Genomic DNA, 15153 nt, shown 5'->3' with positions numbered 1-15153 from the left:
ATGGATTTTAGCGATCAGGTGCGGGGGCGCGTTAGTGATAGGAGCGGATACCGGCCTTGTGATTAAGGCCCGTGCAGTATGAGCGGATAGCACGGGCCGCAGGCAACGCCCATATTACTATCGATCAAAAAATATATTTAATAAACAATAATTTACGATCTCGTCATTATAAAATAAAGCAATTACATGGAAGCAAAGCGGCCCTGTATAGCATGCGGTTGACACGCTGCGCTCGCAAAATGACATGGTATAGAACAACATTATAACACGTGCAACTATCTGTAAATTCAACATCTCAATTACCGCAGGCTGCCGAAGCCATCCTGGCCAACTCGGCGGGGAATAAAATTTTTCTTTTTTATGGCGAAATGGGGGCGGGCAAAACAACGCTCATCAAAGCTTTATGCGAAGAGCTCGGCGTAACAGAACAAGCAACCAGTCCGACGTTTTCAATTGTAAACGAATACACCGGCCGCGACAGCAGGATCTTTCATTTTGATTTCTATCGTCTTAAAAATCAAACAGAAGCATTGGATATGGGCTATGAGGAATATTTTTACAGCGATGCCTACTGCTTTATTGAGTGGCCCGAAAAAATTCCAGACTTGCTTCCCAACCGTTACACCAACATCCGGATCCGGGTTTTGGACAGCACCTCGCGCAGCATCAGCATGGAAAATATTTAGTTTTATCATACATCGTTTTTTCTTATCTTCAACAGCCTTAAAAAAAACACATCATGAGTTCAGGGATATATAGCGGGTTTTCGGATATTGCCAAGCAAGCAATGTTGCAGCCCCAGGAGTCGTTGCTGGAGGTAAAAAGCAAAAAAAACAAGCTATACATCGGCATTCCCAAAGAGGTTTCCTTCCAGGAAAACCGTGTGCCCTTAACCCCGCTGTCGGTAGCGTTGCTGGTTAATAACGGCCACGAGGTGATGCTGGAGAGTAATGCCGGGCAGGCCGCCAATTTTTCGGATAAGGATTACAGTGAACAAGGCGCGCAGATAGTATATGATACCAAAAAGGTTTACGAGGCCGATATCATTATCAAAATAGCCCCTCCTACCACGCATGAAATTGAGCTGATGAAGCCCGGGCAGCTCCTGATCTCTACCCTGCAAATCGCTACCCTCAAGGCCGAAAGCATTCAGGCGCTGATGGCCAAAAAGATCACCGCGCTAAGTTTTGAGCATTTGCGTGATGAGGGCAATACCCTTACGGTGGTAAGGGCAATGAGCGAAATTGTGGGCGCTACTTCCATACTTATAGCAGCCGAATATTTAAGCAATGTTTTTGAGGGCAAAGGCCTGATGTTGGGCGGCATAACCGGCGTTCCGCCAACTGAAATCGTGATTCTTGGTGCCGGAACCGTGGGCGAATACGCGGCACGCACCGCCATATCATTGGGTGCCGAGGTTAAGGTATTCGATCCGTCGATATACAAACTCCGCCGCCTGCAAAACAATATTGGCAACCGCGTTTTTACATCGGTGGTGCAACCTATTGTATTGGAAAAAGCCATCACCACCTGCGATGTGGCCATAGGTGCGCTCCGTGCCGAAGATGGCCGCAGCCCCTGCATTATCTCTGAAGCTACCGTTAGCCGCATGAAACGCGACTCGGTGATCATTGATGTAAGTATTGACCAGGGCGGCTGTTTTGAAACATCCGAAGTTACCAATCATACCCACCCCGTTTTTCGCAAATATGATGTAATTCATTATTGTGTGCCTAACATCGCATCTCGTGTAGCCCGTACCGCTACCTATGCGCTCACCAATATTTTTGCACCGATACTGCTTGATATTGGTGATATGGGCGGCATCAAAAACCTCATCTGGCAAAAATCAGGGGTGCGTAACGCGGTTTATATTTACCAGGGCCAGCTTACCAATAAACACATTGGCGAGCGTTTCTCGATCCCCTGCAAAGACCTCGATTTGCTGATCGTATCGCACAGGTAAACAGGTAATATGAATCACCGGTACTTGATATTGCTGATATTTGTAGCGTGTACTTTGCGCGTTAATGCACAGCATTATAAATATATCGACAGTACAAAAATTTATGGTATTGCCCGCTATAAACTACAGGTTAAAGCAAACCCGGATAAACAGCTGGTTGAAATAAAGAAATATATCCCCGAAATTATCTTAGATCTGCGGTATGCTACAACCAACAATTTCATGCATCGCCGCATGTACACAAGGGCCAAAGCTTATGCAAGGCTCCCGGTTGTAAAAGCGCTTCAGCAGGTTGAAGCCGAATTAAAAATGCAGGGACTTGGTATTAAAATTTATGATGCCTACCGGCCCTATTCGGTTACCGTTAATTTTTATGAAATGGCCCCCGATACCAATTTTGTAGCCGATCCGCGCAAAGGCTCAAAGCATAACCGTGGTTGCGCTATTGACCTTTCCCTTATCAACATTAAAACCGGCAAAGAACTGGATATGCCAACCGGCTTTGATAGCTTTAGCCGTAAGGCCGGGGCAAACTATATGGATTTACCGCCGCAGCAAATTACAAACCGCGAATTACTAAAAACAATAATGGCCAAATATGGCTTCAGGGTGATCTCAACCGAATGGTGGCATTATGACTTTACGGGCTGGGAAAAATACGAGCTGCTGGATATTCCGGTACAGGCCCTCTAAATATTTTAAGCCCATCCAAAACTCACAACTTTTATTTAAATAGCCCTACAAAAGGCATCAATATTGCTTAACCATTCACGAATAAGCATTAACCCACAAAATACAGGCATGAAGTTTTTAAGCAAAGCATACTTTAAACAACTATGGAAGGTGCTGCTGGCATCGTTCACGGGCTTTTCAAAAGATAATGGCTTAAAATTAAGTGCCTCGCTGGCTTATTACACCGTTTTTTCAATTGCCCCTTTATTAATTATTGTAATATCGGTAGCCGGCCTGGTTTTTGGACAGGATGCCGCAACCGAGCGGTTGTACCCCGAAATTGTCCGTTATGTTGGCAAAACACCGGCGGCACAAATTCAGGATGCGTTAAAGCACCTTGCGCTATCCGGGAAATCGGGCATAGCAGTTGTTATTGGCGTGGTTACGCTTTTATTGGGCGCGAGCAGTATTTTTATCGAGATCCAGGATTCGCTTAACATAATCTGGAGGGTCAAAGCCAAGCCCAAAAGCGGCTGGATGCAATTGCTGAAAAACCGATTTGTGTCCTTTTCGCTCATCATCAGCCTGGGCTTCCTATTGCTGGCATCGCTTATTATCAACCTGATCATAAGTGCCCTGAAGGATCAGGTCCAGCATTTTTTTCCCGGTATCGATTCTTTTACGAAAGTATTTGTACAGGTGCTAAACCTGGGTATTACCCTGGTGGTGATCACTATCTTGTTTGGCATCATATTTAAGTTTTTGCCCGATGTTAAAATCAAATGGCGCGATGTGCGCAGCGGCGCGGTATTTACAGCTATCCTGTTTATGATAGGGCAGTATCTCATCAGCCTTTATATCCAATATACAGCGCAAGGGTCGGCCTATGGCGCGGCGGGTTCTATTATTGTGATATTGGTTTGGATCTATTATACATCGGCCATATTGTACATCGGTGCCGAGTTTACCCAGGTATTTGCCGAAGCCAGCGGGAGCCATATCGAGCCGGCAGATTACGCCGTTCATGTTCAACAAACCGAGGTTGAACACCGCGTAAAAACCCTTCCACCTCAAAACCCGCAGCTTGAAGGGCATTTGAAAAAGGATGAGGGAGAGAAAAAGGAGTAGAAAAGATTACATATACCTGCCGTCATGCCGAATTTATTTCGGCACCCCATAGGACAGGTGGCCGTTTTGCTTAGCATGGCCGCTTAGCGAGTGGGATGCTGAAACAAGTTCAGCATGACCTTGATTTTTATTATGTCATGGGTAGCCTGTCGAAGCATGGTGGGTAGGGCTTTGCGCGCGATCCTTCAATTGGTGCCATGATATGTTGTAGAATCCAGACTTACCAAGTTTCCAAAACTTCGTAAGTCTTCCCCGGATTTGTCATTTGCACTAAACTATAAAAGGAAATGAAAATAAGCTGCGTACAAATCAAATCCCGCCAATCCAAAAAATCCGTTTAATCCCGGTTTAGTTTTGCTGCGATCTCATCCGCCGTCAATTTCTCCTGAACCCCGCTTGCCATGTCTTTAAATGTCAATAGCCCGGTTTGCATTTCATCGCCGCCGATAACCACCACATAAGGGATGTTCTTATTGTTAGCGTACTCCATCTGCTTTTTAATTTTCGCGCCTGCCGGATAGGGTTCGGTGTTGATATTATCGCGACGGAGCCGCTGTAATAGAGGTAAACTATAAAGTTCGCCATCTTTATCGAAATTGCATATAAGTACCTGCGTGGTTTGATTGCTGCCGGCCGGGAACAGGTTTAGCTCTTCCAGTACGTCATAGATCCTGTCGGCCCCGAAGGAGATCCCTGCACCGGTAAGGCCTTTTAAGCCAAACATGCCGGTGAGGTCGTCATACCTGCCGCCGCCGCCAATGCTGCCCATATTAACTTCGTTGGTTTTTACCTCGAAGATGGCGCCGGTATAATAGTTTAAGCCGCGGGCAAGGGTAATGTCCAACTCCAACTTGGCGGTTTGCAGCGGACAGCGATCTATATAGCCAAAAACGGTTTCTATTTCGTCACAGCCTTTTAGGCCGATCTCTGACTGGGCTAATGCTTCACGAAGACTTGCCAGCTTTTCGGTGTTATCACCTTCAAGCAGGATAACGGGTTTTAGTTTGTCGATATCGGCATCGGTAAAACCTTTTTCAAGGAGTTCTTTAATTACGCCATCAAGGCCTATCTTGTCCAGTTTATCTATGGCTACAGTTAAATCAATAATATTATCGGCTTTATCTATAACTTGGGCAATTCCTGATAGTATTTTTCTATTATTGATCTTTATGCTGAAATCTTTAAGGCCAAGTTTGGTTAAAGCTTCATCATAGATCATGATAAACTCGGCTTCGTTCAGTAGTGAATCAGAGCCAACTACATCGGCATCGCATTGGTAAAACTCACGGTAACGGCCGCGCTGGGGCCTGTCGGCACGCCAAACCGGCTGCACCTGGAAACGCTTGAACGGAAAAGTGATCTCGTTTTGGTGTTGCACTACGTAACGCGCGAATGGCACGGTAAGGTCATAGCGCAGGGCTTTTTCGGAGATAGCAGACGCAACAGAATTAGAATTGCGTTCAATAAGTTTTTGTTCGTCAACCTTGGCCAGATAATCACCGCTGTTAAGTACTTTAAAAATCAGCCTATCCCCTTCTTCGCCATATTTCCCCATTAAGGTTGACGAGTTTTCCATGGTCGGTGTTTCTATCTGCTGATAGCCGTATTTGCGGAAAACAGATTTAATGGTGTCGAAAATATAATTGCGTTTCACCATTTCGGCGGGTGAAAAATCGCGGGTGCCTTTGGGTACTGATGGTTTAATGGATGCCATGCGGCAAATGTACAAAAAAGAGGGTTATGCGTGTTGTGCGTTTGCTTTGCATGCCTGTTGCTAAGCATGCGGGCCACAAGCCGGGAGGCTTGCGGCAGCGATTAAAAAAAGAAAAGCGGTTTCGCCTGCGAACCGCTTTTCTTTTCCCCCTTTGCTAACGCCCGGCTCTTGCCGGGTGTTGACTATCAAACGGCCTCTAGCCGCCGAAGCCCGTTGTACAGGCCAGAGGCCTGGAAATAGTTGCCACCCGGCTGGAGCCGAGCGGCGGCTTAGTTTTTTTACTTATGCGTATGAAAGCTTAAGCTCGTTGCAAAGCCAATGGTAACATAACCATAGCTATCTTCAAAAAACTGGTTGTAATCATCCTGTCCGCGATAACCTCCGCCAACCATAAGGGCGGCATCAGGCATAAACGGAAACTGGTAATAGTATTTCAGGCTTACATTTAAACGCTTCTTAAAATCAAAAGTCGAGTAATTATCGTACTTATCGGCGATGTAAGTAAAGTCGAACCGGATGCGCTGCCAGTTTTGGTATACTTTTTTGTTTTTATCAATAGGGTCGGTATAGGCTTTGGCAAAATTATACATGCGGCTGCCGTTGATGCGGATAAAGCCATAATGATCCTTCAAGCCTTCGGACAGGCCAAGGTTAAACAAACCGGCATGGACCTCTAAACCCAGGTTATCATAGCGGTTGATGATCAGGTCTTTTTTATCAAAGCGTTTACCGCTGTAATAAGTTAAAGTATAAAAGTTGGTGGTGAACTTGCCGCTATCCCGGTTAAAGCTGCCGTCGGGATTAAGTGATGGTCCGCGTACGCCGTTGGAATGATGCGAGTAACCGAACGAAAAGAACTTTGGATTGTAAGTGTCCTCGTTCACCCTGAAATACACCGTACCGCCCGGCATAAAGCTTGGCGATTTTACCGGTGCGCCATGTGAGGCCAGGAGGCGGATCTTCACCCTTGGGGTAAACACAAAAAAGAAACGCGACTTTGGCGTGCTGAATAAAACGAAGTTCGGCGCCAGATCGGCGGTGAGCTGGGTTTTTATTTTGTTAAAGTAATCGTTTCCCCCTTCGGATACCCGTAGGTTTTGCTCGTAAATGTGATCGAATGCCTGGTTGATCAGCCGCTTTTTCATCAGTGCGCTGTCGGACAGTGTATCGGCCGGGGTAATAGTGCGGATATTCGCGGTCGCCGTCAAATTGTCAACAGTAATAAAAATAAAAAGTATGCAAATTGCTTTTAATGCAAACGTTAAACCAGATTTCTTGAAACCAGGTTTTATAAAATAAAAATTGATCAATGTAGTAAGTGTTAATTACCGATAATGCTTGGGTTATAGTTATTTATGGATAATCTTATGCGTTAAGATAAGGTTAACCACAACGGCGCAATATTACCTATTATAAGTTTTTTTGCAATTGGGCATATGTCAGCATTAAGTAAATGTATCGGTAATCGGCATCTTGTGACATTAACCGGAAATTATGGGCACTTGTTGGCTGTTTTGTGGTAGATTTATCAAATCGGCGCGGGTGTGCCACAGAAAAATTGCATTAAAAAATATATGCTGTCGGGAGGCGAACGAATAAGAAATTTTTACACTAATTTTTTCAAATTAATCGAATTACACGAATTTTTTACTTGCATAAATTTGAAATTCGTGTAATTCGATTAATTGTGTTAAGTGAGAAAAATAATTCGTGTGAAAATTTCTAACCGCGATTTTTTTTCGCGAACCGGCACAAGTACATGGCGCTGGCTTGCAGGCCGGGTACCCGTGACTTCTTGATCAACGAAGATTATCAATCGGGTTTTGCTAAACGCAGGCTTATTTTGCCCTTTGGGCAAAACAACACATATCAATCTGAAAATATGGTGGCGCTATTTTGTCAGTGCTTAGCATTGCTCAATCCGCTGATATGGAAAAACTTAAAAAACGGATAAAAAATCGCTGAAATATTCGCTGCCTCCTGTTCTGCATTTGAAACACCTTTGATTATTCCTTTAGGTTTTACTTATTGATAATCAATTGCTTAATGTTGTTTCGCTTTGTTTTTTAGGTGGCTGATTATCAATGTGTTTCACAAAAAAGGCGTTCCGCTGTTTCACTCTCAAAAAATGGAACATTACTGTTTTTTTAAAAAAAAAGCGGCCGCGGTTTTTTACTTTTTTGTGGGGAATCAAAAAATTGGGACACCTTATTTGTTACATTCAGATGCCGCTCTATGTTATCCATCTAACATAAATTGTCCATTGTAACCAAGCTTTTACCTCGGTTTTCGCGGGCTTATACTTTATTTTTGCGATAATCGTTTTAGCATTGAAAAAAAGCCAATATATTTAGCCCAACCTAAAAAAATGTTCACTTAATTTGCAATTAAAACGTTTTATCAAAATATGCCCTTAAACAGTTTTATACTTTTTAAGTCAGATACCTTGTACAAAGCAAAACAATGAAACCAACAGGAGCCGCCGCAACCAACCAACGCTATTTTAATGGCGGTTCTGATACTATAAAAACAACTATAATTTTATGAAAAAAATCATGCTTGGCCTGATGGCCATCCCGGCTTTTTGCCTGTCGGTATCGGCACAAACCAAACTGTTCGATGGGAAAACCACCAATGGCTGGCACACCTACTTAAAAAAGGAAGTTGTGGGCTGGAAGGTTGTTGACGGTGCTTTGCAACTCGATCCGCAGGCAGCAGAAGGCCATGGCGATCTGGTTACCGATGGCGAGTACGAAAACTACGAACTTACCTTAGAGTGGAATATCAGCAAAGAGGGTAACAGCGGTATTATTTTCGGGGTGCATGAAGACCCTCAATTTGACGCAACTTACTTAACCGGCATGGAAATGCAGGTGCTTGATAACAAAGATGCGAGCGACAACAAAAAAGCTAACCACCTTGCGGGCTCATTATATGATATGATTGCCCCTTCAAAAGATGTATGCAAACCGGCCGGCGAATGGAACAAAGTAAAATTGCGCAAAAAAGATGGTCAGCTTACTTTCTGGCTTAATGGTACCCAAATTGTTGATGTAAAAATGGGCAGCGACGAATGGAACAAAGTATTAGCTGATAGCAAGTTTAAAAACTGGAAAGGTTTTGCCCAATATCCTAAAGGCCACATTGCTTTGCAGGATCACGGTCACCTGGTTAGCTACCGTAACATTAAACTGAAAGAGCTTTAATATTTTTTATGAACAGGGTACGGATATAGTGCCCTGTTCATATCTTTATACCATAACTTAAATTGTGTTTTAACATGCTCCTGGCATGTGTAATTTCTCTTCGTATAAGAAAGAAGGATACTTTAATATAATATGAGCGATCTGCAAATTAAAAAATCATCAGCCACCTATGATGTGGTGATTGTTGGTTCGGGTGCCGGCGGAGGTATGGCCGGTTACGTATTAGCCAACGCCGGCATAAAAGTTTTAATGCTTGAAGCCGGTGCTTACTTTGACCCTGCTAAAGATTCACAACAGTTGAAATGGCCGTGGGAATCGCCACGCCGCGGCGCCGGTACTACCCGTCCTTTCGGCGATTTTGACGCGGCCTATGGCGGCTGGGAAATCGACGGCGAACCTTACACTACCAAAGATAAAACCGAGTTTTTCTGGTTCCGCTCGCGGATGCTGGGTGGCCGTACCAATCACTGGGGCCGGATCTCCTTAAGAATGGGCCCGCGTGATTTCCAGGCCAAAGACGGCCTTACCGACGACTGGCCAATCACCTATGATGATGTTAAGCCATACTATGATAAGGTTGACCGTATGATAGGTGTTTACGGAACCAAAGAAGGTTTGGAGAATGAGCCGGATGGCATCTTCTTACCTCCGCCAAAACCAAGACTTAATGAGCTTTATATAGTAAAAGGTGCTCAAAAAGCTGGCGTTAAAATTATCCCGGGCCGTGGTTCGGTATTAACAGAAGCTTTACCGGGTAATAAAGACCGTGGCGCTTGTTTCTTCTGCGGGCAGTGCGGTCGCAGCTGTAAAGTTTATGGTGACTTCTCGGCATCGTCATGTTTGGTAATCCCGGCTATTAAAACCGGTAACTTAAAAGTTATTACCAATGCTATGGTACGCGAGGTAATAACTAATGCCGAAGGCCTGGCTGTGGGTGTATCATACGTTAATAAAGAAGATTTGCAGGAGTACCAGGTAAACGCTAAAACAGTTATCCTTGGTGCAAGCGCAGGCGAATCGGCCAGGATCCTGCTTAACTCAAAATCGGCCCAGCATCCGGGCGGTTTGGCTAACAGCAGCGGTGTTGTAGGGCATTATCTGCATGACTCAACAGGCTCAAGCGCCGGTGGTTTCCTTCCACAGTTGATGGACCGCAAGCGTTACAATGAAGACGGCGTTGGCAGTGTGCACATCTACTCGCCATGGTGGTTAGATAATAAAAAGCTGGATTTTCCGCGTGGTTATCACATTGAGTATGGCGGTGGCTTACACATGCCGTCATATGGTTTTAGCGGTGGTATCCAGAATATGAACGGTGTAGTGCCGGGCCGCGATGGTAAAATGAAAGAGGCCGGTGGTTACGGAGCATCATTGAAAGATGACTACCGTCGTTTTTATGGTACCCAATTTGGCATGGCCGGTCGTGGTACTGCTATTGCCCGTTATGATAACTATTGCGAAATTGATCCTAACGTAGTTGATAAATACGGGATCCCGGTATTGCGTTTCCATTACAAATGGGCGCCTGATGAAATTAAACAGGCCAAACACATGCAGGAAACCTTCCAGGAAATTATGCACAATATGGGCGGTGCAATATACGGTCCGCCGCAAGGCCCTGAAACCAACTACGGTTTGGAAGCTCCGGGTAAGATCATTCACGAAGTAGGTACTATCCGTATGGGTAACGATCCTAAAAAATCGGCCTTAAATAAATGGTGCCAGGCGCATGATTGTAAAAACCTGTTTGTGGTTGACGCTGCTCCATTTGTGCAGCAGGGTGATAAAAACGCCACATGGACAATCCTTGCATTGTCAATGCGTACTGCAGAATACATTATTCAGGAAAGAAAAAAATTAAACGTTTAACAAGCTAACATAACAATTTTATGAACAGACGTGACTCCCTTAAAGCCCTGGGCTTAGGAACACTTTCGGCAGGATTATTACTGGAGGCCTGTAAAACCGATACTAAAAAAGGTGCAGAAGAAACAACTACCGCAGCTGCCGGTGACGAAGTTGGTCGCCAGCCGTTTGAGGTTGAGCGGGATAAAAAACTGCATGCTGATAAATTTTTTACCGCTGCCGAAATGGCTACCATCACTGTACTGGCCGATATCATTATCCCAAAAGATGAAAAATCGGGCAGCGCATCTGATGCCAAGGTGCCGGATTTTATTGAGTTTATTGTAAAAGATATGCCCGATCATCAAACTCCGATGCGCGGTGGTTTACGCTGGCTCGATTTGCAATGCCTTAACCGTTTCGGCAAGCCATTTACCGACTGCACTAAAGATCAGCAGATCCAGCTAATTGATATGATCGCTTACCCTAAAAAAGCCAAACCAGAAATGGCCCAGGGTGTAGCTTTCTTCAACCGCATGCGTGATCTTACCGCTTCAGGCTTTTTCACCAGCGAAATCGGGGTGAAAGATATTGGCTACGCAGGTAACCAACCCGGCAAGTGGACAGGTGTACCTGAAGATATCCTGAAACATTACGGCATGGAAAATGTGAAAGCTTCGGCTTCGATGTAAGCAGCCCCACCCAAACCCTCCCCGCATGGGGAGGGCTTAAAAAAACTATTCTTGCGCTCGTTACAAACGAGCGCAAGTTTTTACCTCAACTCCCAGGCTCCCACCCCAAGCGCCGGCAAATTAACCGCCAGCTTTCCTTCTTTCAATGTCGGTTTTACATCGCCAATAATGTTAACCGGATTGCCTCCGGCTTCAAAAGTCGCTCCTGTTTCTTTATCCGACAGGTTTATTGCCACCAATATTGTTTGCCCGGCACCCTTCCTTATAAAGCTAAAAACATGGTCATTATCATTGCTGATGGTTTTATAGCTGCCATCAACAAATGCCGGGTTTGCTTTGCGGATAGCGATCACCTGTTTATAGTAATTCCATAATGAGTTTGGGTCCTGTTTTTCTTCTTCGAGGGAGATACCATCATTAGGCTTATCGTTATTAAACTGATCTTTCCAGGGGCCGGTTTGTTTATACCACAGGGCCATACCTTTGCCGGCATCGCTTTTGTACCATTCAAAAGCTTCCCTGTCGGGAATTTCATTGGCATCGGTAGCGCCAAAATTTGTCGTAGTGCCGGTCATGCCCAACTCCTGCCCGTAGTAAATGGATGGAATGCCGCCCATTAACAGGTTAAATGCACAGCCGGCTTTTAGTTTAGCCAGATCGCCTTTAACCGCATAGCTAAACCTCGGCACATCGTGGTTCTCAATAAAAACTACCTGTTGTTTACCGGGCGGCAGCATGGCCAGTGTTGAATCGGCATTGGCCAACAGCAGTTTTTTGTCAAACGACCGGATAGCAAAACACAGCCGTAACCCAAATACCCGGTCAACACTGCCGTGTTCCAAGTATTCGGTGCCAAGGCTAAACCAATTGGCTTGTTCGGCTACTATTTTAATTTTAGGGTTGATGGCTCTTAGCTTGGTTAGTAAAGGGTTCCAGAAAGTATCAAATAAATGTGGAAGACGGCCTTTATTATCCAGGTCGTCCATCATATGGTCAAGCCGGAAACCATCTACCCCATCATCAAATTTGCCATCGCCGTTGGGGTCTATCCAGTAGCTGAACAGTTTGAGGTTGTAAGCTTTTGAGGCCGCGCTGTTAAGATTTGCGGTAGTTATTTTGCGGGATACGCTGTCGTAACCTGTCAGCCCGGTAAGGTTATATACTATGGTTGACGGCTTTTTGTTGTCCTTGTCGTCCCATAAAATATAATCGCTGTACGGTGATTTTGGATTTCCGAAAGCCTCCTTCCACCAGCGGGAATCTTGGGTTACATACTGGGCTTCCATATCCATATAAAATTTCATGCCCCGGCGGTGCAAGTCTTTGATCAATTTGAGATAATCGGCAAGGGAGCCGTATTTCGGGTCGATCTTTTCAAAATCAACGGCAAAGTAATTATGATAAAAAGCAGATTCGTAAAGCGGTGTAAGCAGTATGGATGTTACGCCAAGTTCCTGCAAATAATCAAGTTTTTGGCGGATGCCATTCAGGTCGCCGTGATAATCGCCATTGCTATCGTAAAAACTTCGCTGGAATATATGGTAAATAATTTCGTTGTTGCCCGGCGCACCCGTTTGGGCTTTAACACCGGAGGGAATTAAGCCGAACAATAAACGGCCCAGGATAATAAGCTTATTTAGTTTCATGGTTGTTATAATTGGAGTTTAAAGTAACCTAAAGAGTTGATTATTAACAATAACTACAGGTGTGAAAAACTGGTGTATTTTATCCGGGGATCCTTTAAAAATATTGTCAAATGCTATAAAAAGCGCCTGCGCGGATAATATAGGCTACTTTTTGGACAATTTGCTAAAGTTTTAGAATCATAGCTTAACCTATTTTTGTTGCATTCAGCACTGTTAATATGGCAAGCTATCGTGATTGCTATTATTTGCTCAACTGGTTTAACGGCGTATGAAAAGCGTTTAACATATCCCCCAATTATGGCTATAATATGCAAGGCGGGTATTGCCAATGGAAAGGGTGGTTTTTCGGTACAGGATATTGTGGTGAACGAACCGAAAGAAGATGAAGTGCTGGTTAAAATAAAAGCGGCGGGACTTTGCCATACCGATCATGACTCGTTAAGCTGGGGAAAGCAGCTCATTATAGGGCATGAAGGCGCTGGTATTGTGGTTTCGGTTGGGAAAAATATTAGCAGTGTATTACCCGGGGATAAGGTGATCTTAAACTGGGCCATGCATTGCGGCAAATGCTTTCAATGCCTGGAGGGTAATCTGCATTTGTGTGAAGTAGCCTCGCCGGTTGCAGCCGGCGGCAATGGCTACACTCCGGGCCATGCCAGTCTCGACGGAACAACGCTTAATGGCGATCCCATTTTAAGGTCGTTTAATATTGGTACCATAGCCGGATATACTTTGGTAAAAGAGTCGGCGGTGGTAAAAAACACATCGGAAACCATGTCATTCCCTGCTGCAAGTATCATCAGCTGCGGGGTGATGACAGGCTACGGCTCAGTTGTAAATGCAGCCAGGCTAAAAGCAGGTTCATCAGCAGTTGTATTGGGTACCGGCGGTGTTGGCCTTAATGTGATGCAAGGTGCAAAAATTGCCGGCGCGGGTATGATCATAGCTATTGATATTAACCCCACCCGGCTTGAAATGGCTGTTAAGTTTGGTGCAACACACACTGTTTTAGCCACGAAAGATGATATAGGCCTGCTTAAAGCCGCCGAAGAAGTAAAAAAACTTACCGGTGGCCGCGGGGCAGATTACGCTTTTGAATGCACTGCCATACCCGAATTAGGTGCAGCCCCCTTAGCAATGGTGCGCAATGCCGGTACGGCCATACAGGTAAGCGGAATTGAACAGGAAATCACCATTGATATGCGCCTTTTTGAATGGGATAAGATTTACATTAACCCGCTTTATGGTAAGTGCCGCCCGCAAATTGATTTTCCGGATATAGTACAACATTATACCAGCGGGCACTTATTACTTGAAGAAATGATTACACGTACATATTCTATAAACGAACTTGATAAAGCTTTTGACGACATGCTGAAAGGCAGGAATGCCAAAGGGGTTATCGTGTTCGACTAAAAAAGCTCATGCCATTTAAAACAACAGAAATTTCCAATCCGCAATATGAAAGTAATCAGCTACGGTTTATAACTGTAAAAACGCCCAATTTAAAGGGCCGGGGTGATATTTGTGTATACGTTCCGCCCGGAGCCAATAAAAACGAGGTTTTACCTATTGTAATATTGCTGCACGGGGTGTATGGCAGCGCCTGGAGCTGGGCCATGAGCGGGGGCGTTCATTTAAAAACTAATGAGCTGATTGAAAAAGGCGAATTGCCAAAAATGATATTAGCCATGCCGTCAGACGGGCTTTGGGGCGATGGCTCAGGTTATTTGCCGCATAGCGGCTTTAATTTTGAACAGTGGATAGCCGAGGATGTGCCTACGGCTGTAATGGAGAATATTCCGGGTGCAAAAGAAAATTCACCGCTGTTTATAGCTGGCCTCTCTATGGGAGGATTTGGCGCTTTGAGGATCGGCGCAAAATACGGGCATAAATTTAAAGCTATCTCGGGCCTCTCATCTATAACAAGCTTGCCGCAAATCAAACTTTTTGCCGGCGAGCCCTTAAAAACCTATGCCCAGGATATTGTGGCCGACGAAGATGTGTTTGCAACATTTAAAAAATACAGGGCCCAACTGCCGCCTGTTCGGTTTGATTGCGGTATTAATGATCTGCTGATTAACTACAATCGTGACCTGCATAAAAAGCTGGATAAGGAAAAGATCCCTCATGTTTATGAGGAAAACCAGGGCGGACACGAGTGGTCATACTGGGCAAAACATATTATTTCAACCCTTAAATTTTTTGCCGGTAAGCTGTAGATGAGGCTGTTAATATACACTAAGGACTGGCTTGTAATGTGCGAATATCATTATTTTGTCAG

At 44.7% G+C, this 15153-nt stretch carries 12 protein-coding genes; 9 read left to right on the top strand and 3 right to left on the bottom strand.

The features are described from left to right. Nucleotides 1-269: 269 nt before the first annotated feature. From tsaE to BLP33_RS20555, 4 genes are all read left to right on the top strand, one after another. Complete coding sequence (gene tsaE, locus BLP33_RS20570) at nucleotides 270-686, top strand: tRNA (adenosine(37)-N6)-threonylcarbamoyltransferase complex ATPase subunit type 1 TsaE (RefSeq protein WP_090532637.1); 417 nt, start codon at nucleotides 270-272, stop codon at nucleotides 684-686. 53 nt (nucleotides 687-739) lie between these two features. After that, nucleotides 740-1966 (top strand): alanine dehydrogenase, encoded by a 1227-nt coding sequence (locus tag BLP33_RS20565; RefSeq protein ID WP_090532635.1) that lies wholly within the window; start codon nucleotides 740-742, stop codon nucleotides 1964-1966. Nucleotides 1967-1975: 9 nt separating this feature from the next. Further along, nucleotides 1976-2659, top strand: a complete 684-nt coding sequence (locus tag BLP33_RS20560) for a M15 family metallopeptidase (protein ID WP_090532632.1) — start codon at nucleotides 1976-1978, stop codon at nucleotides 2657-2659. Between the two features lie 108 nt (nucleotides 2660-2767). Further along, nucleotides 2768-3766, top strand: coding sequence for a YihY/virulence factor BrkB family protein (locus BLP33_RS20555; RefSeq protein ID WP_090532630.1), 999 nt, complete (start codon nucleotides 2768-2770; stop codon nucleotides 3764-3766). A 337-nt stretch (nucleotides 3767-4103) separates the two neighbouring features. Here BLP33_RS20555 and hisS read toward each other — a convergent pair whose 3' ends face one another. After that, nucleotides 4104-5480 (bottom strand): histidine--tRNA ligase, encoded by a 1377-nt coding sequence (gene hisS, locus BLP33_RS20550; RefSeq protein WP_090532629.1) that lies wholly within the window; start codon nucleotides 5478-5480, stop codon nucleotides 4104-4106. 278 nt (nucleotides 5481-5758) lie between these two features. After that, complete coding sequence (locus BLP33_RS20545) at nucleotides 5759-6688, bottom strand: hypothetical protein (RefSeq protein WP_139160033.1); 930 nt, start codon at nucleotides 6686-6688, stop codon at nucleotides 5759-5761. Nucleotides 6689-8023: 1335 nt separating this feature from the next. On the opposite strand from BLP33_RS20545, the gene BLP33_RS20535 reads away from it, so the two are divergent. From BLP33_RS20535 to BLP33_RS20525, 3 genes are all read left to right on the top strand, one after another. Continuing rightward, entirely contained in the window at nucleotides 8024-8686 is a 663-nt protein-coding gene (locus tag BLP33_RS20535; RefSeq protein WP_217633198.1) for a 3-keto-disaccharide hydrolase, read from the top strand. A gap of 132 nt (nucleotides 8687-8818) precedes the next feature. Continuing rightward, entirely contained in the window at nucleotides 8819-10555 is a 1737-nt protein-coding gene (locus BLP33_RS20530; RefSeq protein WP_090532624.1) for a GMC oxidoreductase, read from the top strand. A gap of 20 nt (nucleotides 10556-10575) precedes the next feature. Then, nucleotides 10576-11223 carry a gluconate 2-dehydrogenase subunit 3 family protein gene (locus tag BLP33_RS20525; protein WP_090532622.1) on the top strand — a complete coding sequence of 216 codons (648 nt, stop codon included), beginning with the start codon at nucleotides 10576-10578 and terminating at the stop codon, nucleotides 11221-11223. Between the two features lie 80 nt (nucleotides 11224-11303). Here BLP33_RS20525 and BLP33_RS20520 read toward each other — a convergent pair whose 3' ends face one another. Continuing rightward, the gene (locus BLP33_RS20520; RefSeq protein WP_090532620.1) at nucleotides 11304-12869 is read right to left on the bottom strand and encodes an alpha-amylase family glycosyl hydrolase; all 1566 of its coding nucleotides are present in this window, start codon (nucleotides 12867-12869) and stop codon (nucleotides 11304-11306) included. A gap of 297 nt (nucleotides 12870-13166) precedes the next feature. Between BLP33_RS20520 and BLP33_RS20515 the strand changes: the two genes are divergently transcribed. Beyond that, nucleotides 13167-14285: a Zn-dependent alcohol dehydrogenase gene (locus BLP33_RS20515; protein ID WP_090532863.1), complete on the top strand. Its 1119-nt coding sequence runs from the start codon at nucleotides 13167-13169 to the stop codon at nucleotides 14283-14285. Between the two features lie 8 nt (nucleotides 14286-14293). Further along, nucleotides 14294-15091, top strand: coding sequence for an alpha/beta hydrolase (locus BLP33_RS20510; protein ID WP_090532618.1), 798 nt, complete (start codon nucleotides 14294-14296; stop codon nucleotides 15089-15091). The last annotated feature ends 62 nt before the right edge of the window (nucleotides 15092-15153 follow it).

It is taken from the genome of Mucilaginibacter sp. NFR10 (assembly GCF_900100445.1).
In the GTDB taxonomy this organism is placed as follows: Bacteria; Bacteroidota; Bacteroidia; order Sphingobacteriales; family Sphingobacteriaceae; genus Mucilaginibacter; species Mucilaginibacter rubeus.
This window is presented reverse-complemented; position numbering and strand designations above follow the sequence as displayed.